At 34.3% G+C, this 21902-nt stretch carries 35 protein-coding genes; 34 read left to right on the forward strand and 1 reads right to left on the reverse strand.

Going from position 1 to position 21902, the window contains the following annotated elements; genetic code table 11:
- Positions 1-119: 119 nt before the first annotated feature.
- Complete coding sequence (locus tag DU428_RS05525) at positions 120-1760, reverse strand: BamA/TamA family outer membrane protein (RefSeq protein WP_113966284.1); 1641 nt, start codon at positions 1758-1760, stop codon at positions 120-122.
- A 236-nt stretch (positions 1761-1996) separates the two neighbouring features.
- Here DU428_RS05525 and rpsL point away from each other — a divergent pair, with 236 nt between their 5' ends.
- From rpsL to eno, 34 genes are all read left to right on the forward strand, one after another.
- Positions 1997-2371, forward strand: coding sequence for a 30S ribosomal protein S12 (gene rpsL / locus DU428_RS05530; RefSeq protein WP_072349816.1), 375 nt, complete (start codon positions 1997-1999; stop codon positions 2369-2371).
- Between the two features lie 23 nt (positions 2372-2394).
- Entirely contained in the window at positions 2395-2871 is a 477-nt protein-coding gene (gene rpsG, locus DU428_RS05535; protein ID WP_072349815.1) for a 30S ribosomal protein S7, read from the forward strand.
- Positions 2872-2874: 3 nt separating this feature from the next.
- Positions 2875-5001 carry an elongation factor G gene (gene fusA, locus DU428_RS05540; protein ID WP_072349814.1) on the forward strand — a complete coding sequence of 709 codons (2127 nt, stop codon included), beginning with the start codon at positions 2875-2877 and terminating at the stop codon, positions 4999-5001.
- A gap of 11 nt (positions 5002-5012) precedes the next feature.
- Positions 5013-5318, forward strand: coding sequence for a 30S ribosomal protein S10 (gene rpsJ, locus DU428_RS05545; protein ID WP_006988551.1), 306 nt, complete (start codon positions 5013-5015; stop codon positions 5316-5318).
- 235 nt (positions 5319-5553) lie between these two features.
- Positions 5554-6168 (forward strand): 50S ribosomal protein L3, encoded by a 615-nt coding sequence (rplC, locus tag DU428_RS05550; protein WP_072349813.1) that lies wholly within the window; start codon positions 5554-5556, stop codon positions 6166-6168.
- Positions 6168-6797, forward strand: coding sequence for a 50S ribosomal protein L4 (gene rplD, locus DU428_RS05555; RefSeq protein ID WP_072349812.1), 630 nt, complete (start codon positions 6168-6170; stop codon positions 6795-6797). Before rplC ends, rplD begins: the two co-directional genes overlap by 1 nt.
- A gap of 7 nt (positions 6798-6804) precedes the next feature.
- The gene (rplW, locus tag DU428_RS05560; protein ID WP_072349811.1) at positions 6805-7095 is read left to right on the forward strand and encodes a 50S ribosomal protein L23; all 291 of its coding nucleotides are present in this window, start codon (positions 6805-6807) and stop codon (positions 7093-7095) included.
- 10 nt (positions 7096-7105) lie between these two features.
- The gene (rplB, locus tag DU428_RS05565; protein WP_072349810.1) at positions 7106-7930 is read left to right on the forward strand and encodes a 50S ribosomal protein L2; all 825 of its coding nucleotides are present in this window, start codon (positions 7106-7108) and stop codon (positions 7928-7930) included.
- 6 nt (positions 7931-7936) lie between these two features.
- On the forward strand, positions 7937-8215 hold the full coding sequence (gene rpsS, locus DU428_RS05570) for a 30S ribosomal protein S19 (RefSeq protein ID WP_072349809.1): 279 nt from the start codon (positions 7937-7939) through the stop codon (positions 8213-8215).
- Positions 8216-8221: 6 nt separating this feature from the next.
- Complete coding sequence (rplV, locus tag DU428_RS05575; protein WP_072349808.1) at positions 8222-8629, forward strand: 50S ribosomal protein L22; 408 nt, start codon at positions 8222-8224, stop codon at positions 8627-8629.
- A 7-nt stretch (positions 8630-8636) separates the two neighbouring features.
- On the forward strand, positions 8637-9353 hold the full coding sequence (rpsC, locus tag DU428_RS05580; RefSeq protein ID WP_072349807.1) for a 30S ribosomal protein S3: 717 nt from the start codon (positions 8637-8639) through the stop codon (positions 9351-9353).
- Between the two features lie 20 nt (positions 9354-9373).
- Positions 9374-9793: a 50S ribosomal protein L16 gene (gene rplP / locus DU428_RS05585; protein WP_072349806.1), complete on the forward strand. Its 420-nt coding sequence runs from the start codon at positions 9374-9376 to the stop codon at positions 9791-9793.
- A 12-nt stretch (positions 9794-9805) separates the two neighbouring features.
- Positions 9806-9997 carry a 50S ribosomal protein L29 gene (gene rpmC, locus DU428_RS05590; protein WP_072350014.1) on the forward strand — a complete coding sequence of 64 codons (192 nt, stop codon included), beginning with the start codon at positions 9806-9808 and terminating at the stop codon, positions 9995-9997.
- A gap of 13 nt (positions 9998-10010) precedes the next feature.
- Positions 10011-10268, forward strand: a complete 258-nt coding sequence (rpsQ, locus tag DU428_RS05595; protein WP_072349805.1) for a 30S ribosomal protein S17 — start codon at positions 10011-10013, stop codon at positions 10266-10268.
- A 2-nt stretch (positions 10269-10270) separates the two neighbouring features.
- Complete coding sequence (gene rplN, locus DU428_RS05600) at positions 10271-10639, forward strand: 50S ribosomal protein L14 (RefSeq protein WP_072349804.1); 369 nt, start codon at positions 10271-10273, stop codon at positions 10637-10639.
- Positions 10640-10651: 12 nt separating this feature from the next.
- Positions 10652-10963, forward strand: coding sequence for a 50S ribosomal protein L24 (gene rplX / locus DU428_RS05605; RefSeq protein ID WP_072349803.1), 312 nt, complete (start codon positions 10652-10654; stop codon positions 10961-10963).
- Positions 10964-10965: 2 nt separating this feature from the next.
- Positions 10966-11517, forward strand: coding sequence for a 50S ribosomal protein L5 (gene rplE / locus DU428_RS05610; RefSeq protein WP_072349802.1), 552 nt, complete (start codon positions 10966-10968; stop codon positions 11515-11517).
- Between the two features lie 3 nt (positions 11518-11520).
- Positions 11521-11790 (forward strand): 30S ribosomal protein S14, encoded by a 270-nt coding sequence (gene rpsN / locus DU428_RS05615; protein WP_072349801.1) that lies wholly within the window; start codon positions 11521-11523, stop codon positions 11788-11790.
- A gap of 67 nt (positions 11791-11857) precedes the next feature.
- The gene (rpsH, locus tag DU428_RS05620; protein ID WP_072349800.1) at positions 11858-12256 is read left to right on the forward strand and encodes a 30S ribosomal protein S8; all 399 of its coding nucleotides are present in this window, start codon (positions 11858-11860) and stop codon (positions 12254-12256) included.
- A gap of 17 nt (positions 12257-12273) precedes the next feature.
- Positions 12274-12816, forward strand: coding sequence for a 50S ribosomal protein L6 (gene rplF, locus DU428_RS05625; protein ID WP_113966285.1), 543 nt, complete (start codon positions 12274-12276; stop codon positions 12814-12816).
- A 10-nt stretch (positions 12817-12826) separates the two neighbouring features.
- Complete coding sequence (gene rplR, locus DU428_RS05630) at positions 12827-13183, forward strand: 50S ribosomal protein L18 (RefSeq protein WP_072349798.1); 357 nt, start codon at positions 12827-12829, stop codon at positions 13181-13183.
- Between the two features lie 6 nt (positions 13184-13189).
- Complete coding sequence (gene rpsE, locus DU428_RS05635; RefSeq protein ID WP_072349797.1) at positions 13190-13714, forward strand: 30S ribosomal protein S5; 525 nt, start codon at positions 13190-13192, stop codon at positions 13712-13714.
- Between the two features lie 11 nt (positions 13715-13725).
- Positions 13726-13908, forward strand: a complete 183-nt coding sequence (rpmD, locus tag DU428_RS05640; RefSeq protein ID WP_072349796.1) for a 50S ribosomal protein L30 — start codon at positions 13726-13728, stop codon at positions 13906-13908.
- A gap of 14 nt (positions 13909-13922) precedes the next feature.
- Positions 13923-14375: a 50S ribosomal protein L15 gene (rplO, locus tag DU428_RS05645; protein WP_072349795.1), complete on the forward strand. Its 453-nt coding sequence runs from the start codon at positions 13923-13925 to the stop codon at positions 14373-14375.
- Positions 14376-14388: 13 nt separating this feature from the next.
- Positions 14389-15732 carry a preprotein translocase subunit SecY gene (gene secY, locus DU428_RS05650; RefSeq protein WP_072349794.1) on the forward strand — a complete coding sequence of 448 codons (1344 nt, stop codon included), beginning with the start codon at positions 14389-14391 and terminating at the stop codon, positions 15730-15732.
- Positions 15733-15742: 10 nt separating this feature from the next.
- Positions 15743-15958: a translation initiation factor IF-1 gene (gene infA, locus DU428_RS05655; protein ID WP_007094967.1), complete on the forward strand. Its 216-nt coding sequence runs from the start codon at positions 15743-15745 to the stop codon at positions 15956-15958.
- Positions 15959-15968: 10 nt separating this feature from the next.
- Positions 15969-16085 carry a type B 50S ribosomal protein L36 gene (gene ykgO / locus DU428_RS05660; protein ID WP_013305171.1) on the forward strand — a complete coding sequence of 39 codons (117 nt, stop codon included), beginning with the start codon at positions 15969-15971 and terminating at the stop codon, positions 16083-16085.
- A gap of 2 nt (positions 16086-16087) precedes the next feature.
- Positions 16088-16462 (forward strand): 30S ribosomal protein S13, encoded by a 375-nt coding sequence (gene rpsM, locus DU428_RS05665; protein ID WP_072349793.1) that lies wholly within the window; start codon positions 16088-16090, stop codon positions 16460-16462.
- 97 nt (positions 16463-16559) lie between these two features.
- Positions 16560-16943, forward strand: a complete 384-nt coding sequence (rpsK, locus tag DU428_RS05670) for a 30S ribosomal protein S11 (protein WP_113966286.1) — start codon at positions 16560-16562, stop codon at positions 16941-16943.
- A 174-nt stretch (positions 16944-17117) separates the two neighbouring features.
- The gene (rpsD, locus tag DU428_RS05675) at positions 17118-17723 is read left to right on the forward strand and encodes a 30S ribosomal protein S4 (RefSeq protein ID WP_072349791.1); all 606 of its coding nucleotides are present in this window, start codon (positions 17118-17120) and stop codon (positions 17721-17723) included.
- A gap of 96 nt (positions 17724-17819) precedes the next feature.
- A complete protein-coding gene (locus tag DU428_RS05680) occupies positions 17820-18812 on the forward strand; it encodes a DNA-directed RNA polymerase subunit alpha (RefSeq protein WP_072349790.1) in 993 nt (330 codons plus the stop codon).
- A 61-nt stretch (positions 18813-18873) separates the two neighbouring features.
- Positions 18874-19344, forward strand: a complete 471-nt coding sequence (rplQ, locus tag DU428_RS05685; protein ID WP_072349789.1) for a 50S ribosomal protein L17 — start codon at positions 18874-18876, stop codon at positions 19342-19344.
- Positions 19345-19445: 101 nt separating this feature from the next.
- Positions 19446-20549: a glutamine-hydrolyzing carbamoyl-phosphate synthase small subunit gene (gene carA, locus DU428_RS05690; RefSeq protein WP_072349788.1), complete on the forward strand. Its 1104-nt coding sequence runs from the start codon at positions 19446-19448 to the stop codon at positions 20547-20549.
- A 30-nt stretch (positions 20550-20579) separates the two neighbouring features.
- A complete protein-coding gene (gene eno, locus DU428_RS05695; protein ID WP_113966287.1) occupies positions 20580-21872 on the forward strand; it encodes a phosphopyruvate hydratase in 1293 nt (430 codons plus the stop codon).
- The last annotated feature ends 30 nt before the right edge of the window (positions 21873-21902 follow it).

Raw genomic sequence — 21902 nt, forward strand, 5'->3', positions numbered from 1 at the left:
TATAATGTTTTTTTGAATTAGTCTTCTCAAAAATCACAATAAAAAGTTAAAAAACCAATAAATAACGGTTAAAGTTTTGATTTTTTTTCAAAATACATGCGTTTAAAGTTATTTTTTTGTTAAAATATTGCGCTTAAACTAATGTGTATTTTGGAGTTAGAGAATTTGAAAGTTTGGCTTTCGTTTTTTCCATTTGCATAGTTGAATTTAAGTAGACCAGCTTTTGTAAGTAGTCCGAAACCAAAGCCAAAGCCATATAGTTTATCTTTCTGGGAAATAATATTGTTTTCCAAGTAAGCGAAATCTAAAATAGAATGTATGTAGATGGTTTGGTTAAGTTGGTATCTGTATTCAGAATTTATTACGCCATATTGAGAGGCGATGAGACTATTTTCTTCAAAGCCCCTTATGGAGTTTATTCCTCCAAAACGATATAATTCATTTTCTAAATATGTTTTAGAGAATAAGCTAGAGCCATTTATTCTTAAAAATGCGCTGTTTTTGTTGTTTAGGTTTATAATCTTAAAAGCTTCTAAACTTAGTTGGGTTTGGTTTTCAGAATTGCTTGAAAAGCTTCTTTTTCCAGTTCCGGCTTCAATATCTAATCCGAGGTTTTTATTAAATAGCTTGTTTTTTTGTGGTTTGATATGTGTGAATCTAATACTATAGATATTGGATCTATAGTCCTGAATGCTGTTAATTAGATTTTCTTCGCTTAATAAATTGTTAGACATGCTACTTTTTATACCAACATAAATATTGGTTTTATTATTTATAGGGTAGAAAATTTTAGCTGTTTGATTTACGGTTGTAAAAGTGGAGTCTTTTTTAAAAATCTCTAGGCCAACTTCAGTTCCAATAGGGGAGTTAAATAAATATGGTGCGCTTAAGTGGACTTTAAAGGTTTTTTGCTCGTTTTCATCGCTTTTGTATATAAGGTTAAAAGATTCTCCGTAATTTAAATTGTTTGTAAGGTTTAAGTTTAAGTAACCATTAAAATCAATTTTATTAGTTGTCTTGTTTGTTCCAAAACCTAAAAAGCCATCAAAACTATTGCTTTTCGATTTTTCTACATATAAATATAATATGGTAGAATCTTTTGTGAATAAAACTTCAGGATCTTTAGTTTGGTTGGCAAATCGTAATCCATCTAAAGCTTCTGTTTTCTTTTTTATTTCTGAAAGATTAAACGTGTTTTTCTTTTTAATTCTTAAATAGTGTTTTAAGTAAGATTCAGGGAATTTCTCATAACCTTTCAGAATTATTTTGTCAATACCTCTTTTCTGTGTTTTGTTGCTTGTAGTTAAAGTTGCTTGTAAGGTGTTTTTGTTTTTGATAGATATATTTTGAAGTTGTAATTCGTTAAACGGAAACCCTAAATCAATAATTTTAGAATTTATATACTGCAAGGATGTTTCTATTTTTTGAAAATCTAAAATGAAATAATCATCAAAAACCTGCTTGCTTATATTTTGAAGCGTGCTTTTTTTTATTATATCTTTTTCGAAGTATATATATATGGTGTCATATCTATTTTTTAATTGAAAAATAGCTTGGTAGCTGGAGTCGTTTTTTTTGGATATTTCCTCAAGTTTATTTTCTATATAACCTATTTTGAAAAGCTTATTTTGAAGACTATCTATTTCTTTATTAAGTCCATTTAAATCTATATGTAATTTTTTATACGAAATAGAATCAATAATGCTGGTTTCAATATCTGTTTCTCCTTGAATTTCTAGTTGAAGATTTTGGCTAACCATCCAATTAGAGAATAGAATTTGTATTAAAAGAAGAAAAAAATACGTTTTTTGCACCGTTATATTAAGATAATTTATGTTTTGTAAAACTAACGGAAAAAGCTTAGGAAAAATATAGAATGAAAATTATTTTTTAATTTCTATTGAAAATTAATGCTTTAACGTTTGATGTTTTAAATTTTATTTCTACATTTGCACCCCTCTAAGTAGAGGTTTATTAAAATTTATATATAATATATATGCCAACAATTTCACAATTAGTACGAAAAGGAAGAACCAAAATAGCCAAGAAGAGTAAATCGGCTGCTTTAGATTCGTGTCCACAAAGACGTGGTGTGTGTACTCGTGTTTATACAACGACACCTAAAAAACCTAACTCAGCAATGCGTAAGGTAGCAAGGGTTCGTTTGACAAACGGTAACGAGGTGAATGCATACATTGGTGGAGAAGGTCACAATTTACAAGAGCACTCGATAGTATTGGTTAGAGGTGGAAGGGTAAAAGATTTACCAGGAGTTAGATATCACGTAGTTCGTGGTGCCTTAGACACAGCAGGTGTTGCAGGTAGAACGCAACGTAGATCTAAGTATGGTGCAAAACGCCCTAAGAAGTAATTTTAAAACTTTAAGAAGAAGACATGAGAAAAAAAGCAGCAAAGAAAAGACCGCTTTTACCGGATCCAAAATTTAATGATCAGTTAGTGACTCGTTTCGTTAACATGATGATGTGGGATGGTAAGAAGTCTGTAGCTTTTAAAGTATTTTACGATGCTATTGCAATTGTAGAAGAAAAGAAAACAGATGACGAAAAAACAGCATTAGAGACTTGGAAGGATGCTTTATCTAACGTTATGCCTCACGTAGAAGTGCGTAGCCGTAGAGTTGGAGGTGCAACATTCCAAATTCCAATGCAAATACGTCCAGACAGAAAAGTTTCAACAGCGATGAAATGGCTTATTAGCTATGCTCGTAAGAGAAATGAAAAGTCTATGGCGCAACGTTTAGCTTCAGAAATTTTAGCAGCAGCTAAAGAAGAAGGAGCAGCGGTTAAGAAAAGAGTAGATACACATAAAATGGCGGAGGCTAACAAGGCGTTCTCTCACTTTAGATTTTAAGAAATGGCAAGAGATTTAAAACTTACAAGAAACATAGGGATTGCCGCTCATATTGATGCTGGTAAAACAACAACAACAGAGCGTATTCTTTTTTATACGGGTGTTAATCACAAAATGGGTGAAACTCACGAAGGTTCTTCAACAATGGACTGGATGGAGCAAGAAGCAGAAAGAGGTATTACAATTACTTCAGCAGCAACTACATGTGATTGGACATTCCCAATGGAAAATGGACAGCCAACAGCAGATGCTAAAGATTATCACTTTAATATTATTGACACACCAGGTCACGTTGACTTTACTGTAGAGGTAAACCGTTCATTACGTGTGCTTGATGGTTTAGTTTTCTTATTTAGTGCAGTAGATGGTGTTGAGCCACAATCTGAAACTAACTGGAGACTTGCAGATAACTATAAAGTTCCAAGAATTGGTTTCGTTAACAAAATGGACCGTCAAGGATCTAACTTTTTAGGTGTTTGTCAACAAGTAAAAGATATGTTAAAGTCTAACGCGGTGCCAATCGTTTTAAACATTGGTGACGAAGGAGACTTTAAAGGTATCGTTGATTTAGTAAAAAACAGAGCTATTGTATGGCATGACGAGAACTACGGATCTACATTCGACGTTGTAGACATTCCAGAAGATATGAAAGACGAAGTACGTAAGTACCGTGCTTTATTAATCGAAGAAGTAGCTAGTTATGATGAGAACTTATTAGAAAAATTCATGGAAGATGAGGAATCTATTACAGAAGATGAAGTGCACGCTGCACTTAGAGCTGCTGTAATGGATATGGCTATCATTCCTATGGTTTGTGGTTCTTCATTCAAAAATAAAGGAGTACAATTCTTATTAGACGCTGTTTGTCGTTACTTACCTTCTCCAATGGATAGAGAAAGTGTAATTGGAACAGACCCTAATACAGGTGCAGAGGTTTCTCGTAAACCAAGCGTAAGCGAGCCATTCGCTGCATTAGCTTTTAAAATTGCTACAGATCCTTTCGTAGGACGTTTAGCATTCTTTAGAGCGTACTCAGGACGTTTAGATGCAGGTTCTTATATCCTTAACAACCGTTCAGGAAAGAAAGAACGTATCTCACGTATCTATCAAATGCACTCTAATAAACAAAATGCTATCGACTATATTGAAGCAGGAGATATTGGAGCAGCAGTAGGATTTAAAGATATTAAGACTGGTGATACTATGTCTGATGAAAAACATCCTATCGTTTTAGAATCTATGGACTTCCCAGATCCAGTAATTGGTATCGCAGTGGAGCCTAAGACTAAGGCAGATGTTGATAAATTAGGTATGGCATTAGCTAAGTTATCTGAAGAAGATCCAACGTTTACAGCTAGAACTGACGAGAATTCAGGTCAAACAATTATATCAGGAATGGGTGAGCTTCACTTAGATATTATTGTAGATCGTCTTAAACGTGAGTTTAAAGTAGAAGTAAACCAAGGACAACCTCAAGTAGAGTACAAAGAAGCAATTACACAACGTGCTGAACACAGAGAAGTTTATAAGAAACAATCTGGTGGACGTGGTAAATTCGCAGATATTGTATTTACTCTTGAGCCTGCAGAAGAAGGAAAAGTAGGATTAGAATTTGTTTCTGAAATTAAAGGTGGTAACGTTCCTAAAGAATTTATCCCTTCAATTGAAAAAGGATTCAAAATGGCTATGATTAACGGACCATTAGCAGGATACGAAGTAGATGCTATGAAAGTAACATTAACTGACGGTTCTTACCACGATGTGGATTCTGACCAATTATCATTCGAATTAGCTGCTAAACTAGGATTTAGAAATGCAGCTAAAGCAGCAAAAGCTGTTATTATGGAGCCTATCATGAAAATTGAAGTTATTACTCCAGAAGAAAATATGGGTGATATCGTAGGTGACTTAAACAGAAGAAGAGGTCAAGTAAACGAAATGGGAGATAGAGCTGGAGCTAAAACAGTAAAAGCTGTAGTACCATTATCTGAAATGTTTGGTTATGTAACAACATTAAGAACATTATCTTCAGGTCGTGCAACATCTACAATGGAATTTTCACACTATGCGGAAACTCCATCAAATATTTCAGAAGAAGTAATCAAAGCTGCTAAAGGCACAGAATCGTAAATCTTAAGAAAATGAGTCAAAAAATCAGAATAAAATTAAAGTCTTACGATCACAATTTAGTAGACAAGTCTGCTGAAAAGATTGTAAAAACAGTAAAAAGTACTGGAGCTGTTGTAACTGGTCCAATCCCGTTACCAACACACAAGAAAATTTTCACTGTGCTACGTTCACCACACGTTAACAAGAAAGCAAGAGAACAATTTCAATTAAGCTCTTATAAGAGATTATTAGATATTTACTCTTCATCTTCTAAAACGATTGATGCTCTAATGAAATTAGAGTTACCAAGTGGAGTAGAAGTAGAGATCAAAGTTTAAGTATAGACTTTAATATACAGCCCAAAATATATTTTTGGGAGATCTCCAAAAGAGATTCCTGTTGATAACAGGATGTACATGTCCTGAGCTGCGTGCAAGGGAAAAACGGTAAAAATACAATTCAAGGCTGAAACGTATTTTTCAGCCTTGAATTTTTAAAGACAAGTCGCGACTTGTCTACTAATAAATAAGCAGGACAAATCGCGAGTTGTCCATAATATAATAAAGATAAATTATGTCTGGGTTAATTGGAAAAAAAATCGGTATGACCAGCATTTTCGATGAAAATGGAAAAAACATTCCATGTACAGTAATCGAAGCTGGACCATGTATCGTTACCCAAGTCAGAACTGAAGAAGTTGATGGTTATGAAGCTATCCAACTTGGTTTCGATGACGCGACAGAAAAAAGTGCTACAAAAGCTGACTTAGGTCACGCTAAAAAAGCAGGTACTTCTGTAAAACGCAAAGTTGTTGAATTCAAAGGTTTTGATAAGGAGTACAAATTAGGAGATGCTATCACAGTAGATCAATTTACAGAAGGAGAATTTGTGGATGTCGCAGGAACTTCTAAAGGTAAAGGGTTTCAAGGTGTAGTAAAACGTCACGGATTCGCAGGGTCTGAGAGAACGCACGGTCAACAAAGTATGGGTAGAGCACCTGGATCTGTTGGAGCGGCTTCTTACCCTGGTAGAATATTCAAAGGCATGAAAATGGCCGGAAGAATGGGTGGTGAAACAGTAAAAGTTCAAAATTTAAGAGTTTTAAAAGTAGTTGCTGAAAAGAATCTGCTTGTGGTTAAAGGATGTGTTCCTGGTCATAAAAACGCTTATGTAATTATTAGAAAATAATGAAAGTAGCAGTTGTAGATATTAACGGAAAAGACACAGGTAGAAAGGTAGACCTTTCTAAAGATGTGTTTGCTATTGAACCTAATAATCATGCAGTATATTTGGATGTTAAACAATATTTAGCAAACCAAAGACAAGGTACTCACAAGGCTAAAGAAAGAGCTGAGATTACTGGAAGTACTCGTAAGATTAAAAAACAAAAAGGAACTGGTACAGCGAGAGCTGGATCAATTAAGTCTGGAGTTTTTAAAGGTGGTGGACGTATGTTCGGACCAAGACCTAGAAACTACAGTTTTAAATTAAATAAAAACTTAAAACGTTTAGCACGTAAATCTGCCTTAAGTATGAAGGCTAGTGAAAACTCAATAGTAGTTTTAGAGGATCTAAATTTCGACTCTCCAAAGACTAAAAATTTCACAAATGTGCTGAAAGCTTTAGGGTTAGAAAACAAAAAATCTTTATTTGTGTTGGGTGCTTCAAATAATAATGTATATTTGTCCTCACGCAATTTAAAAGGCTCTGAAGTTATAACTAACACAGAATTAAGTACTTACAAGATTTTAAATGCAAATCAAGTAGTGCTTTTAGAGAGTTCTTTAGAAGGAATTGAAACGAATTTAAGTAAATAAGAAACAAATGAATATCTTAATTAAACCGATAATCACAGAAAAAGCGACAGCTAATAGTGAGTTAAATAACTGCTATACATTTCAAGTGAATACAAAGGCGAACAAGGTAGAAATTAAAAAAGCGGTGGAAGCTGCTTATGGAGTTTCTGTTGAAAAAGTTCGTACTATAAATGTCCGTCCAGATAGAAGTACTAAGTTTACAAAAACTGGTATTCAACATGGTAAAACAAATGCTGTTAAAAAAGCAATTGTACAACTGGCGGAAGGTGAAATGATTGATTTATACAGTAACATGTAATTAGAGACAAATGTCAGTAAGAAAATTAAAACCAATCACACCAGGACAGCGATTTAGAGTAGTAAATGGGTTTGACGCCATAACTACTGATAAGCCGGAGAAAAGTTTATTAGCTCCGAACAAAAGGTCTGGTGGTAGAAACAGTCAAGGAAAAATGACCATGCGCTATATAGGTGGAGGTCATAAACGTAAGTATCGTATTATTGATTTTAAACGTGATAAAGCTGGAATCCCAGCAGAAGTTATGTCAATTCAGTACGATCCAAACAGAACTGCGTTCATCGCTTTATTGAACTATCAAGACGGCGAAAAAAGATATATCATTGCACAAAACGGATTGCAAGTAGGACAGAAAGTAGTTTCTGGAGATACAGCAACTCCTGATGTAGGAAATGCAATGACATTAAGTAATGTTCCTTTAGGATCAATTATTTCTTGTATAGAATTACGTCCAGGACAAGGAGCTGTTATGGCTCGTAGTGCAGGAGCTTTTGCTCAATTAGTAGCAAAAGATGGTAAATTTGTATCTGTTAAATTACCTTCAGGGGAAATACGTTTAGTATTAGCAGCTTGTATGGCTACAATAGGTGCAGTGTCTAACTCAGATCATCAACTGTTAGTGTCAGGTAAGGCTGGTAGAACAAGATGGTTAGGTAGACGTCCACGTACTAGACCAGTAGTAATGAACCCGGTTGATCATCCAATGGGTGGTGGAGAAGGTAAGTCTGCTGGAGGACACCCTCGTTCTAGAAATGGTATACCTGCTAAAGGTTATAGAACCCGTTCTAAAACAAAAGCGAGTAATAAATATATTGTAGAACGTAGAAAGAAATAATAAGTCATGTCAAGATCATTAAAAAAAGGACCTTACGTTCATTATAAACTAGAGAAGAAAGTTGCAGCTAACGTTGAAGCTAACAAAAAAACAGTAATCAAAACTTGGTCAAGAGCAAGTATGATTACTCCAGATTTTGTAGGACAAACAATAGCAGTACACAACGGACGTCAATTTGTTCCAGTTTACGTAACTGAAAACATGGTAGGGCATAAGTTAGGAGAATTTTCACCAACAAGATCTTTTAGAGGTCACGCTGGTGCTAAAAATAAAGGTAAAAAGTAGAAAGCTATGGGAAGTCGTAAAAAACAAATGGCAGACGCTATTAAAGAAGCAAAAAAGGAAATCGCTTTTGCTAAACTTAATAACTGTCCTACATCACCAAGGAAAATGCGTTTAGTAGCCGATTTAGTAAGAGGTGAACGCGTAGAGAAAGCTTTAAATATCTTAAAATTTAGCCAAAAAGAAGCTTCAAATCGTTTAGAGAAATTGTTATTGTCTGCAATTGCAAACTGGCAAGCTAAAAACGAAGACGCAAGTCTAGAAGACGCTGAATTAATAGTAAAAGAGATTAGAGTAGATGGCGGATCTATGTTAAAAAGATTACGTCCAGCACCACAAGGTCGTGCACACAGAATAAGAAAGCGCTCAAACCACGTAACAATCGTTGTGGGAGCTAACAATAACACACAAAGCTAAGATAGAAATGGGACAAAAAACAAATCCAATCGGGAATCGCTTAGGAATTATCAGAGGATGGGAATCTAACTGGTATGGAGGAAACGATTACGGCGATAAACTTGCCGAAGACGATAAGATCAGAAAATACGTTCATGCACGTTTATCAAAAGCTAGTGTTTCAAGAGTAATTATCGAAAGAACTCTTAAACTTGTAACCGTTACTATCACTACTGCTAGACCTGGTATCATTATCGGAAAAGGTGGACAAGAGGTAGACAAGTTAAAAGAAGAGCTGAAGAAAATTACAGGTAAAGAGGTTCAAATAAACATATTTGAAATCAAAAGACCAGAACTTGACGCATTTTTAGTAGCATCAAGTATTGCACGTCAAATCGAAAACCGTATCTCATACAGACGAGCAATCAAGATGGCTATCGCTGCTACAATGCGAATGAATGCAGAAGGAATAAAAATTCAAATTAGTGGTCGTTTAAACGGAGCTGAAATGGCACGTAGTGAGCACTATAAAGAAGGACGTATTCCATTATCAACCTTTAGAGCTGATATTGACTATGCTTTAGTTGAGGCACATACTACTTACGGTAGATTAGGTGTGAAAGTATGGATCATGAAAGGCGAGGTTTATGGTAAAAGAGAACTTTCTCCACTTGTTGGTTTATCTAAGAAGCAAGGAAAAGGTGGACGCGGTGGAAATAAGAACCAATCTCGTCGTAGAAAGTAATTTTTTAAAGAAAAGAAAAAATGTTACAGCCTAAAAGAACAAAATTTAGAAAAATGCAAAAAGGACGTATGAAGGGGAACTCTGGTAGAGGTCACCAATTATCATACGGTACTTTTGGAATAAAATCATTAGATTCAAACTTTTTAACTTCACGTCAAATAGAAGCTGCACGTATTGCTGCTACTCGTTACATGAAAAGAGAAGGATCATTGTGGATTAAAATCTTTCCAGATAAACCAATCACAAAGAAACCTCTTGAAGTACGTATGGGTAAAGGAAAAGGTGCTGTAGAATATTGGGCAGCTGTAGTTAAACCAGGTAGAATCTTATTTGAAGTAGGAGGAGTGCCTTTAGAAGTAGCGCAAGAAGCTCTTCGTTTAGCTGCACAAAAACTACCAGTTAAAACTAAGTTTGTAATTGCTAGAGATTATCAAGCATAATAATTTAAGATGATGAAACAATCAGAAATTAAAGAATTATCTACTGCTGAGTTACAAGAGAAACTTAGTGAGACTAGAAAAAGTTATTCAGACCTTAAAATGGCTCATGTAGTCTCTCCTTTAGAGAATCCTATTCAGATACGTTCTGTAAGAAGAACAGTAGCTAGAATTGCGACTGAATTAACTAAAAGAGAATTACAATAATTCAGCTGAAAAGATGGAAAAAAGAAACTTAAGAAAAGAACGTATTGGTGTAGTTACTTCTAACAAAATGGAGAAATCTATTGTTGTAGCAGAGGTAAAAAAAGTAAAACACCCTATGTATGGTAAGTTCGTGTTAAAAACAAAAAAATATGTTGCACACGACGAAACAAACGACTGTAACATTGGAGATACAGTAAAGATCATGGAAACTAGACCTTTATCTAAATCTAAATGTTGGAGATTAGTTGAAATAATAGAAAGAGCTAAATAATTATGGTACAGACAGAATCAAGATTAAAAGTAGCTGATAACACTGGAGCAAAAGAGGTATTAACCATTCGTGTTCTAGGTGGAACAAAGAAGAGATATGCTTCTGTAGGTGACAAAATTGTTGTTACAGTTAAAGATGCAACTCCTAACGGAAACGTGAAAAAAGGAGCTGTTTCTACTGCAGTAGTTATTCGTACTAAAAAAGAAGTAAGACGTCCAGACGGATCTTATATAAGATTTGATGACAATGCTTGTGTACTTTTAAACCCAACTGGTGAAATGAAAGGAACACGTGTATTTGGACCTGTTGCTAGAGAACTTCGTGATAAACAATTCATGAAAATTGTATCATTAGCACCAGAAGTGCTTTAATACATTAAAAAAATGACAAAGCTCAAAATAAAATCAGGAGATACAGTAAGAGTAATCGCTGGAGACCATAAAGGTTCAGAAGGTAAAGTTCTTAGAGTATTAACCGATAAGAATAAAGCGATCGTTGAGGGAATTAACATGGTGAAGAAACATACTAAACCAAGTGCACAAAACCCACAAGGAGGAATCGTAGAAAAAGAAGCTTCAATTCAAATTTCTAACTTATCTTTGTTGACTTCAAAAGGAGAAACAACAAGAGTTGGATTCAGAATGGAAGGCGACAAGAAAGTAAGATTTTCAAAAAAATCTAATGAAGTAATATAGTTATGGCATATACACCTAGACTTAAAGAAGAGTATAAAAGCAAAGTAATTGCAACTCTTACAGAAGAATTTGGTTATAAAAATGTAATGCAAGTACCTAAACTTACTAAGATAGTTTTATCTAAAGGAGTTGGTGCTGCAGTTGCAGATAAAAAGTTAATCGACTACGCAGTAGAAGAATTAACAACTATAACTGGACAAAAAGCTGTAGCGACAATATCTAAAAAAGACGTTGCATCTTTCAAATTACGTAAAGGAATGCCAATTGGGGCAAAAGTAACTTTACGTGGTGAAAGAATGTATGAATTCTTAGATCGTTTAATCACTAGTGCCTTACCACGTGTAAGAGACTTTAGTGGAATTAAAGCGACTGGCTTTGACGGAAGAGGTAACTACAACTTAGGTATTACTGAACAAATTATCTTCCCAGAGATCGATATCGATAAGGTAAACAGAATCTCAGGTATGGATATTACATTTGTTACAACCGCAGATACAGATAAAGAAGCAAAATCATTATTAACAGAACTAGGATTACCTTTTCAAAAGAACTAAGTTATGGCTAAAGAATCAATGAAAGCCCGCGAGGTGAAAAGAGCAAAAACAGTAGCAAAATACGCTGAGAAACGTAAAGCTTTAAAAGAAGCTGGAGACTACGAAGCATTACAAAAGCTACCTAAAAATGCTTCGCCAGTGCGTATGCACAATAGATGTAAATTAACAGGAAGACCAAAAGGATACATGCGTACCTTTGGAATCTCTCGTGTTACATTTAGAGAAATGGCGAATAATGGTTTAATCCCAGGGGTTAAGAAAGCAAGTTGGTAATATTATTATAATCAGATTTTAGGTTCAACACCAACGTTGAAAACCAAGATCACAAAATCAATTAGTTATGTACACAGATCCAATAGCGGATTATTTAACTAGAATTAGAAATGCAGTTAGAGCAAACCACAGAGTGGTTGAAATTCCTGCATCTAATCTAAAGAAAGAAATTACTAAAATATTATTCGATCAAGGATATATTTTAAGTTACAAGTTCGACGATTCTTCAATACAAGGAACAATTAAAATTGCTCTTAAGTATAATAAAGAAACAAAAGAACCAGTAATCAAGAAAATTCAAAGAATCAGTAAACCAGGTTTACGTAAATATTCAAGTTCTAAAGATCTTCCTAGAATCTTAAACGGTCTTGGTATTGCTATCGTTTCTACTTCTCACGGTGTAATGACAGGCAAACAAGCACAAAGAGAAAAAGTAGGTGGAGAAGTACTTTGTTACGTTTACTAATTTAAAGCCCAAAAGAAATGTCAAGAATAGGAAATAATCCAGTAGCCATTCCAGAAGGCGTAACAGTAGATATTAAAGATAATACTCTAACTGTAAAAGGTAAATTAGGAGAATTAACACAAACTTTTGATACTATTGATATCAAAGTGGAAGAAGGAAACGTATATGTTACTCGTTCTTCTGACTCAAAAGAGAACAAATCAAAACATGGTTTATACAGATCATTAGTATATAACATGATTGAAGGTGTATCTAAAGGATGGACTTTAAGTTTAGAGTTAGTTGGTGTAGGATATAGAGCATCAAACCAAGGTCAAAAATTAGATTTAGCTTTAGGTTTCTCTCACAATATAGTTATGGATATCGCTCCTGAAGTTAAGATTGAAACAATCTCAGATAAAGGTAAAAATCCAATCATCAAGTTAACTTCTTTCGATAAACAATTAGTAGGTCAAGTTGCTGCAAAGATTCGTGGCTTCCGTAAACCAGAACCTTACAAAGGAAAAGGTATTAAGTTTGTTGGAGAAGAATTAAGAAGAAAAGCAGGTAAATCAGCTTAATAAATAAGTTATGGCACTATCAAAGTACGAAAGAAGAATAAGAATTAAAAACAGAATACGTAAGATTGTTACAGGCACAGAAGCTAGACCAAGATTATCTGTTTTTAGAAGTAATAAAGAAATTTATGCTCAAATAGTAGATGACGTAACTGGTAAAACTATCAGTGCAGCATCTTCAAGAGATAAAGACATTAGTTCTGCTAAAGGAAGTAAAACAGAAGTAGCTGCATTAGTAGGTAAGTCTGTTGCCGAAAAAGCAATGAAATTAGGTATCAACACTATCTCTTTTGATAGAGGTGGATACTTATACCACGGAAGAGTAAAATCATTAGCTGAAGGAGCTAGAGAAGCAGGACTTAAATTCTAAGAAATTATGTATCATAAATACAAAAACGCAGAGTTAGTAAAACCAAGTGGATTAGATCTTAAAGATCGTTTAGTTGGTGTACAAAGAGTTACAAAAGTAACAAAAGGTGGTAGAGCATTTGGTTTTTCAGCAATCGTAGTGGTTGGTGATGAGGCTGGTGTTGTAGGACACGGTTTAGGAAAATCTAAAGACGTTGCAAGTGCAATTGCAAAAGCAGTTGAAGACGCTAAGAAAAACCTAGTACGTATCCCACTTAACAAAGGTACTTTACCACATGAACAAAAAGGGAAATATGGTGGAGCAAGAGTAAACATCATACCTGCATCTGCCGGTACCGGAGTAATTGCTGGTGGAGCTGTAAGAACAGTTCTTGAGGCAGTTGGAGTACAAGATGTTTTATCTAAATCACAAGGTTCATCAAACCCTCATAACGTAGTAAAAGCAACTTTTGATGCTTTATTACAGTTAAGAGATGCTGGAACAATTGCTCGTGATAGAGGAGTTTCTCTTGAAAAAGTTTTTAAAGGATAAAAAGGAAAACGATGGCAAAGATAAAAGTAACAAAAGTAAGAAGTGCAATCAATCGTACACAAAGACAAAAAAGAACTTTAGAAGCTCTTGGTCTTAAAAAGATTGGTCAAGTAGTAGAGCACGATGCCACTCCAAATATCCTTGGAATGGTATCTAAAATTTCACATTTAGTTTCTGTTGAAGAAACAAAATAATATAACACTTACAAATGGATTTAAGTAATTTAAAACCTGCAGAAGGTTCAGTAAAAAATCAAGGAAAAAGAGTAGGTCGTGGACAAGGTTCTGGTAAAGGTGGTACTGCAACTCGTGGTCACAAAGGAGCTAAATCTCGTTCAGGATACTCTAAGAAAGTTGGTTTTGAGGGAGGTCAAATGCCTTTACAACGTCGTGTTCCTAAATTTGGATTTACAAATATTAACCGTAAAGAGCATCAAGGAATTAACTTAGATACGCTACAACAGTTAGTAGATGATAAGAAAATTACAGACACACTTGATTTAGATACTATGGTTTCTTTACGTTTAGCTGGAAAAAATGATCTAGTTAAAATATTAGGACGTGGTGAATTAAAATCTAAATTAACAGTAACAGCTCATAAATTTACAGCAACTGCAAAGGCAGCTATCGAAGCGGCTGGAGGAGAAGCAGTAACTTTATAATCAACTAAGAAGCATGAAGTTTATAGAGACATTAAAGAATGTTTGGAAAATAGAAGAACTAAGAAACCGTATAATCTTAACATTAGGGTTACTTTTAGTGTATCGTTTTGGAGCGCAAGTAGTACTTCCGGGTATTGATGCATCTCAATTAGCAGGTATACAAGGTAACACAGAAGATGGTTTATTAGGTTTATTAAACGCATTTACAGGTGGAGCATTCGCTAACGCATCTGTTTTTGCTTTAGGTATTATGCCATACATTTCTGCTTCTATTGTAGTACAGTTAATGGGAATAGCTATTCCTTACTTACAAAAACTACAAAAAGAAGGAGCTAGTGGTCAAAAGAAAATCACGCAAATTACACGTTGGTTAACCATAGCTATATGTCTAGTGCAAGCACCAGGATATTTAGCAAGTTTACCAGCATTAGGTATTCCACAATCAGCCTTTTTATTAGGTCAAGGTGGATTATTCTATTTCTCATCTATCGTTATTTTAGTAACAGGGTGTATTTTTGCAATGTGGTTAGGTGAGAAGATTACAGACAAAGGTATTGGTAATGGTATTTCATTATTAATTATGGTTGGTATTATTGCTACTCTACCTAAAAACTTCTTACTAAATGCATCTTCAAGATTAGAAGGAAATAACGTAATGTTAATCCTTTTTGAACTAGTAATTTGGTTAGCTATCATTGCAGCATCTGTGCTATTAGTAATGGCAGTTAGAAAAATTGCCGTACAATACGCAAGAAGAACTGCTTCTGGTGGTTACGAAAAAAACGTATTTGGTTCAAGACAATATATTCCATTAAAGCTTAACGCTTCAGGAGTAATGCCAATTATCTTTGCTCAAGCAATTATGTTTGTTCCAGGTTTAATAGGTGGTTCTTCTTTCTTAAAAGATACAGCGGCTGGACAGTGGATGCAGACTAATTTTTCTGATATGTTTGGATTCTGGTACAACTTAATATTTGCTTTATTAATTATAGTATTCACATACTTCTATACAGCAATTACAGTACCTACAAACAAAATGGCAGACGATTTAAAACGAAGCGGTGGATTTATTCCAGGTATTCGTCCAGGATCAGAAACTTCTGAATATTTAGATAAGATTATGTCTCAAATAACATTACCGGGTTCTATATTCTTAGCACTTATTGCTGTGTTCCCAGCATTTATAGTAAAGCTAATGAATGTGCAATCAGGTTGGGCCTTATTTTTTGGTGGAACATCACTATTAATTATGGTTGGAGTTGCGATAGATACTATGCAACAGGTGAATTCTTACTTGTTAAATAGACACTATGATGGCTTGATGAAAACTGGTAAAAATAGAAAAGCAGTAGCTTAATTATAATACTATGGCAAAACAAGCAGCAATAGAACAAGACGGAACAATTATTGAAGCATTATCAAATGCAATGTTTCGTGTTGAATTAGAAAATGGTCACATTGTGACAGCACATATTTCTGGTAAAATGCGTATGCATTACATTAAATTGTTACCTGGAGATAAAGTAAAATTAGAAATGAGTCCTTACGATTTAACTAAGGCTCGAATAACTTATAGATACTAATACTAATACGATGAAAGTTAGAGCATCAGTTAAAAAAAGAAGCGCAGATTGCAAAATAGTGCGTAGAAAAGGAAGACTTTACGTAATTAACAAAAAGAATCCTAGATTCAAACAAAGACAAGGATAATTATGGCAAGAATTGCAGGTGTAGACATACCAAAACAAAAAAGAGGAGTAATCTCTTTAACTTATATCTACGGAGTAGGTAGAAGTAGAGCAAAAGAAATTTTAGCTAGCGCTAAAGTTGACGAAAGTATAAAAGTTCAAGATTGGAACGACGACCAAATATCAGCTATTCGTGATGCTGTTGGAAGTTATACAATCGAAGGTGAATTACGTTCTGAAACGCAATTAAACATTAAGCGATTAATGGATATTGGATGTTACAGAGGTATTCGTCACAGATCTGGTCTTCCTTTAAGAGGGCAACGTACTAAGAACAACTCTAGAACTAGAAAAGGTAGAAGAAAAACTGTTGCTAACAAGAAAAAAGCAACTAAATAAAAATAGTCTTTAGTCTTTAGGCGTTGGAAAGAATCTGTTTGAAATTTAACGGTTTAGGATTCTAGCGACTTTATACTAATACTAAAAACTAAATAATATGGCAAAGTCAAGTACTAAAAAACGTAAAGTTATAGTAGATGCTGTAGGAGAAGCGCACATTACTGCTTCTTTCAACAACATCATTGTTTCACTTACCAACAAAAAAGGAGACGTGATTTCATGGTCTTCAGCTGGTAAAATGGGATTTAGAGGTTCTAAAAAGAATACTCCTTACGCTGCTCAGTTAGCATCAGAAGATGCTGCAGCAGTAGCTTTAGAAGCTGGTTTAAAGAAAGTGAAAGCTTATGTTAAAGGACCAGGAAATGGTAGAGAATCTGCTATTCGTTCTATCCACAATGCAGGAATTGAAGTAACCGAAATTATCGATGTTACTCCATTACCACATAATGGATGTAGACCTCCTAAGCGTAGAAGAGTATAATTTATATCATAAAGAAATTTAATAGCAACTGTTTTTTAATAGTTGCTATTAAATTTTTTATATGTAAATTTGCAAATTGAAAATTATAAACAAGTATCAATTAGAGAGATTAACGTTTGTCGAAGGATAAGATTAAGACCTTAATTCACAAACACTCTCAAAAAACAATTAAAAATGGCAAGATATACTGGTCCTAAAACTAAAATAGCTCGTAAATTTGGCGAGGCTATCTTCGGAGAAGACAAATCTTTCGAAAAAAGAAATTACCCTCCTGGGCAACACGGAAACACAAGAAGACGTGGAAAAAAATCTGAATATGCGATCCAATTAATGGAGAAACAAAAAGCGAAATATACTTACGGTATTTTAGAGCGTCAATTCAGAGGTTTATTCAAAAAAGCAACAGCAGCACGTGGAATTACAGGTGCAATCTTATTACAACTTTGTGAGTCAAGATTAGATAACGTTGTATTTAGAATGGGTATCGCTCCAACTAGAAGTGGTGCAAGACAATTAGTTTCTCATAAACACATCACTGTAAATGGAGAGTTAGTAAACATTCCATCTTACCAATTAAAAGCTGGAGATGTTGTTGGAGTAAGAGAAAAATCAAAGTCACTAGAAGCTATTGATAGATCTTTATCAAACTCTAGTCAAGTATATGAGTGGATTACTTGGAATAACGAAAAGAAGGAAGGGACTTTCGTTTCTGTACCTCAAAGAATTCAGATTCCAGAAAACATTAACGAGCAGTTAATCGTTGAATTATACTCTAAATAATAAATAATCACATTGGTATTTGGCCAAAGGATTTATTAGTGATCTTCAAACTTCTAAATCGCGCAACCTAATAACAATTAAAACGAAGAAAAAAACATGGCAGTATTTAATTTTCAGAAACCTGACAAGGTAATCATGATTGATTCTACTGACTTCGAAGGTAAATTCGAATTCAGACCTCTAGAACCAGGTTATGGATTAACAGTAGGAAACGCTTTAAGAAGAGTATTACTTTCTTCTTTAGAAGGATTTGCTATCACATCGGTAAGAATTGAAGGTGTAGATCATGAGTTCTCTACTATTGCTGGAGTTGTAGAAGACGTAACAGAAATTATCTTAAACTTAAAACAAATGCGTTTTAAGCGTCAAATAGAAGATGTAGACAATGAGTCTGTTTCTATTTCAATTTCTGGTCAAGAAACACTTACAGCAGGAGATTTCCAAAAGTTTATCTCAGGATTCCAAGTATTAAATTCAGATTTAGTTATCTGTAACTTAGACCCTAAAGTAAACATCAATATGGAAATTACAATAGAAAAAGGTAGAGGATATGTACCTGCAGAAGAAAATAAAAAGTCTTCAGCACCAGTTGGTACTATCTTTACAGATTCTATTTACACTCCAATAAAAAATGTTAAGTATAGCATTGAGAATTTCCGTGTAGAACAAAAAACAGATTACGAAAAATTAGTTTTCGAAATCCAAACAGATGGTTCTATTTCGCCTCAAGATGCTTTAACAGAAGGAGCTAAAACTTTAATTCACCACTTTATGTTATTCTCTGATGAGCGTATCACTTTAGAGGCGGATGAAATTGCTCAAACAGAAACTTATGACGAAGAATCACTTCACATGAGACAACTACTTAAAACAAAATTAGTAGATATGGATCTTTCTGTTCGTGCATTAAACTGTTTAAAAGCTGCAGAAGTAGATACTTTAGGAGACTTAGTATCTTACAACAAAAACGATTTAATGAAATTCCGTAACTTCGGTAAGAAGTCTTTAACTGAGCTTGAAGAGCTTGTAAATGTTAAAGGTTTAAACTTCGGTATGGATCTTTCAAAATATAAACTAGATAAAGATTAATTACTTCATAATTTGCTCCTCTAAAGGGAGTAGAGCAAGATGGAGTTAAAACCAAAATGTCATGAGACACGGAAAAAAAGTAAACCACTTAAGTAGACAAACAGCACATAGAAAATCTATGTTAGCTAATATGGCTTGTTCTTTAATTGAGCATAAACGTATTAACACTACTGTAGCAAAAGCAAAAGCTTTAAAGCAATTTGTTGAGCCATTAATTACAAAGTCTAAAGAGGATACAACTCACAACAGACGTATTGTAATGTCTAGATTAAGACAAAAAGATGCTGTAACTGAATTATTCAGAGAAGTTTCTACTAAAGTAGGAGACCGTCCAGGAGGTTATACTCGTATAATCAAATTAGGTAACCGTTTAGGAGATAACGCGGATATGGCAATGATCGAACTTGTAGATTATAACGAAATCTACAACGCAGATAAGAAAGCTAAGAAAACTACGCGTAGAAGTAGAAGAGGAGGAAGTAAAACTGTTACTCCACCTGTAGATACTAAAGCTTCTAACGAAGAAGAATAAATGTTAATAAGCATTCATAATATAAAGGATAAACTATTTTAGTTTATCCTTTTTTTTATGCAATTTTGCAAAACAAACAACACAACACTACACAATAAATAATGAAATATCAATCTCGTAGAAAAGCCATCATTTTATTAGCAGACGGAACAATTTTTCATGGTAAGGCAGTTGCAGACAAAGAAGGTACTGCTTTCGGAGAAGTTTGCTTTAACACTGGAATGACCGGTTATCAAGAAATTTTCACAGACCCTTCTTATTTTGGACAACTTATGGTAACTACCAATGCACATATTGGTAATTACGGTACTAATAAAGAGGAAGTAGAATCAGATTCTATTAAAATATCAGGATTAATATGTCGTAACTTTAGTTATGAATATTCTCGCGATATTGCTGATGCTTCCTTAGAAGAGTTTTTAAACGACAACAATCTTTTTGCCATATCGGATGTAGACACAAGAGCACTTGTAAGATATATTAGAGATAATGGAGCAATGAATGCTGTGATTTCTACAGAGGTGGACAATTTAGAGGAACTAAAAAAGCAACTAGCCGATTTCCCTGAAATGCATGGTTTAGAATTAGCTTCTAAAGTTTCTACCAAAGAACCTTATTTCTTTGGAGATGAAAATGCTTCCATTAAAATTGCCGCTCTTGATTTAGGAATTAAAAAGAATATCCTTCGTCACTTAGCTAACCGTGGAGCTTATATTAAAGTTTTTCCATATAATACGAAGTTCGAAGAATTAGCAGCATGGAATCCAGATGGATATTTCTTATCTAACGGACCTGGAGATCCAGAACCATTAGTAGAAGCACAACAAGTTGCAAAAGAAATTTTAGAAAGAGATTTACCTGTATTTGGTATTTGTTTAGGGCACCAAGTAATTGCTTTAGCAAACCGAGTTTCAACTTATAAAATGCATAACGGACATAGAGGAATTAACCATCCTGTAAAAAATGTTATCACTGGTAAAGGTGAAATTACTTCTCAAAACCACGGTTTCGCTGTGAATAGAGAAGAAACGGAAGCAAATCCAGACTTAGAAATTACCCATGTGCATTTAAACGACAATACGGTAGCAGGTATGAGAATGAAAAACAAAAACTGTTTTTCCGTACAATTCCATCCTGAAGCTAGTCCTGGACCAAATGATTCAACTTACTTATTCGATGAATTTATTTCAAGAATAAAAAAATAACAAAACTATTAATCGTATAAACATATTACAATGAGCATTATTATTAATATTCACGCAAGACAAATTTTAGACTCTAGAGGAAACCCAACTGTAGAGGTTGATGTAACTACCGAAAACGGTTTTATGGGTAGAGCTGCAGTACCATCTGGTGCTTCAACTGGAGAACATGAAGCAGTTGAACTTAGAGATGGAGGTGATGCATTCATGGGTAAAGCTGTTACAAAAGCTGTTAATAATGTAAATACAATAATTGCTCAAGAACTTTTAGGAGTTTCTGTTTTTGAACAAAATGAAATTGATCAAATCATGATCGATTTAGATGGTACACCAAACAAATCAAAATTAGGAGCTAATGCTATCTTAGGAGTTTCTCTTGCAGCGGCAAAAGCAGCAGCAAATGAACTTGGTTTGCCTTTATACAGATACGTTGGTGGTGTTTCTGCAAACACACTTCCTGTTCCAATGATGAATATTATCAACGGAGGTTCGCATAGTGATGCACCTATAGCTTTTCAGGAATTTATGATCATGCCTGTAAAAGCAAATAACTTTACACATGCTATGCAAATGGGGACAGAGATTTTCCATAACCTTAAAAAAGTTTTACAAGAAAGAGGTTTAAGCACTGCTGTAGGAGATGAAGGTGGATTTGCGCCAAACTTAGAAGGAGGTACAGAAGATGCTCTAGAAACTATTGCTAAAGCAGTAAGTAATGCAGGTTATACTTTAGGAGAGGATATCATGATTGCTTTAGATTGTGCTGCTGCAGAATTTTATATAGACGGAAAATATGTCTATACAAAGTTTGAAGGTGCTTCAGGTAAAGTAAGAACTAGTAAAGAGCAAGCAGATTACTTAGCCGAGCTAGTTGCTAAATATCCAATCATTTCTATTGAAGATGGTATGGATGAAAATGACTGGGACGGATGGAAATACCTAACGGAAAAAGTAGGAGAGAAAGTACAGTTAGTAGGAGATGATTTATTTGTTACTAATGTAGAGCGTTTATCAAGAGGGATTGAAAACGGAATTGCAAATTCTATTTTAATTAAAGTAAACCAAATTGGTACTTTAACCGAAACTATTGCTGCTGTAAACATGGCGCATAATGCAGGTTATACTTCCGTAATGTCGCATCGTTCTGGTGAAACAGAAGATTATACTATAGCAGATTTAGCAGTTGCTTTAAATACTGGACAAATAAAAACAGGTTCTGCTTCAAGAAGTGATAGAATGTCAAAATACAACCAACTTCTTAGAATAGAAGAAGAATTAGGGCAAGTAGCCTATTATCCTCAGGAAAAAGCTTTTAAAGTGAAATAAAAAGCTGTTTTCTTCAAAATCTTAAAAGTG

Origin of the sequence: Oceanihabitans sediminis (assembly GCF_003337215.1) — a bacterium.
Classification (GTDB): domain Bacteria; phylum Bacteroidota; class Bacteroidia; order Flavobacteriales; family Flavobacteriaceae; genus Oceanihabitans; species Oceanihabitans sediminis.

Bases quoted from the DNA above. Each gene is read 5' to 3' on its own strand.
- DU428_RS05525 (WP_113966284.1), bottom strand. From the start codon at position 1,760: ATGGTTAGCCAAAATCTTCAACTAGAAATTCAAGGAGAAACAGATATT.
- rpsL (WP_072349816.1), top strand. From the start codon at position 1,997: ATGCCAACAATTTCACAATTAGTACGAAAAGGAAGAACCAAAATAGCC.
- rpsG (WP_072349815.1), top strand. From the start codon at position 2,395: ATGAGAAAAAAAGCAGCAAAGAAAAGACCGCTTTTACCGGATCCAAAA.
- fusA (WP_072349814.1), top strand. From the start codon at position 2,875: ATGGCAAGAGATTTAAAACTTACAAGAAACATAGGGATTGCCGCTCAT.
- rpsJ (WP_006988551.1), top strand. From the start codon at position 5,013: ATGAGTCAAAAAATCAGAATAAAATTAAAGTCTTACGATCACAATTTA.
- rplC (WP_072349813.1), top strand. From the start codon at position 5,554: ATGTCTGGGTTAATTGGAAAAAAAATCGGTATGACCAGCATTTTCGAT.
- rplD (WP_072349812.1), top strand. From the start codon at position 6,168: ATGAAAGTAGCAGTTGTAGATATTAACGGAAAAGACACAGGTAGAAAG.
- rplW (WP_072349811.1), top strand. From the start codon at position 6,805: ATGAATATCTTAATTAAACCGATAATCACAGAAAAAGCGACAGCTAAT.
- rplB (WP_072349810.1), top strand. From the start codon at position 7,106: ATGTCAGTAAGAAAATTAAAACCAATCACACCAGGACAGCGATTTAGA.
- rpsS (WP_072349809.1), top strand. From the start codon at position 7,937: ATGTCAAGATCATTAAAAAAAGGACCTTACGTTCATTATAAACTAGAG.
- rplV (WP_072349808.1), top strand. From the start codon at position 8,222: ATGGGAAGTCGTAAAAAACAAATGGCAGACGCTATTAAAGAAGCAAAA.
- rpsC (WP_072349807.1), top strand. From the start codon at position 8,637: ATGGGACAAAAAACAAATCCAATCGGGAATCGCTTAGGAATTATCAGA.
- rplP (WP_072349806.1), top strand. From the start codon at position 9,374: ATGTTACAGCCTAAAAGAACAAAATTTAGAAAAATGCAAAAAGGACGT.
- rpmC (WP_072350014.1), top strand. From the start codon at position 9,806: ATGAAACAATCAGAAATTAAAGAATTATCTACTGCTGAGTTACAAGAG.
- rpsQ (WP_072349805.1), top strand. From the start codon at position 10,011: ATGGAAAAAAGAAACTTAAGAAAAGAACGTATTGGTGTAGTTACTTCT.
- rplN (WP_072349804.1), top strand. From the start codon at position 10,271: ATGGTACAGACAGAATCAAGATTAAAAGTAGCTGATAACACTGGAGCA.
- rplX (WP_072349803.1), top strand. From the start codon at position 10,652: ATGACAAAGCTCAAAATAAAATCAGGAGATACAGTAAGAGTAATCGCT.
- rplE (WP_072349802.1), top strand. From the start codon at position 10,966: ATGGCATATACACCTAGACTTAAAGAAGAGTATAAAAGCAAAGTAATT.
- rpsN (WP_072349801.1), top strand. From the start codon at position 11,521: ATGGCTAAAGAATCAATGAAAGCCCGCGAGGTGAAAAGAGCAAAAACA.
- rpsH (WP_072349800.1), top strand. From the start codon at position 11,858: ATGTACACAGATCCAATAGCGGATTATTTAACTAGAATTAGAAATGCA.
- rplF (WP_113966285.1), top strand. From the start codon at position 12,274: ATGTCAAGAATAGGAAATAATCCAGTAGCCATTCCAGAAGGCGTAACA.
- rplR (WP_072349798.1), top strand. From the start codon at position 12,827: ATGGCACTATCAAAGTACGAAAGAAGAATAAGAATTAAAAACAGAATA.
- rpsE (WP_072349797.1), top strand. From the start codon at position 13,190: ATGTATCATAAATACAAAAACGCAGAGTTAGTAAAACCAAGTGGATTA.
- rpmD (WP_072349796.1), top strand. From the start codon at position 13,726: ATGGCAAAGATAAAAGTAACAAAAGTAAGAAGTGCAATCAATCGTACA.
- rplO (WP_072349795.1), top strand. From the start codon at position 13,923: ATGGATTTAAGTAATTTAAAACCTGCAGAAGGTTCAGTAAAAAATCAA.
- secY (WP_072349794.1), top strand. From the start codon at position 14,389: ATGAAGTTTATAGAGACATTAAAGAATGTTTGGAAAATAGAAGAACTA.
- infA (WP_007094967.1), top strand. From the start codon at position 15,743: ATGGCAAAACAAGCAGCAATAGAACAAGACGGAACAATTATTGAAGCA.
- ykgO (WP_013305171.1), top strand. From the start codon at position 15,969: ATGAAAGTTAGAGCATCAGTTAAAAAAAGAAGCGCAGATTGCAAAATA.
- rpsM (WP_072349793.1), top strand. From the start codon at position 16,088: ATGGCAAGAATTGCAGGTGTAGACATACCAAAACAAAAAAGAGGAGTA.
- rpsK (WP_113966286.1), top strand. From the start codon at position 16,560: ATGGCAAAGTCAAGTACTAAAAAACGTAAAGTTATAGTAGATGCTGTA.
- rpsD (WP_072349791.1), top strand. From the start codon at position 17,118: ATGGCAAGATATACTGGTCCTAAAACTAAAATAGCTCGTAAATTTGGC.
- DU428_RS05680 (WP_072349790.1), top strand. From the start codon at position 17,820: ATGGCAGTATTTAATTTTCAGAAACCTGACAAGGTAATCATGATTGAT.
- rplQ (WP_072349789.1), top strand. From the start codon at position 18,874: ATGAGACACGGAAAAAAAGTAAACCACTTAAGTAGACAAACAGCACAT.
- carA (WP_072349788.1), top strand. From the start codon at position 19,446: ATGAAATATCAATCTCGTAGAAAAGCCATCATTTTATTAGCAGACGGA.
- eno (WP_113966287.1), top strand. From the start codon at position 20,580: ATGAGCATTATTATTAATATTCACGCAAGACAAATTTTAGACTCTAGA.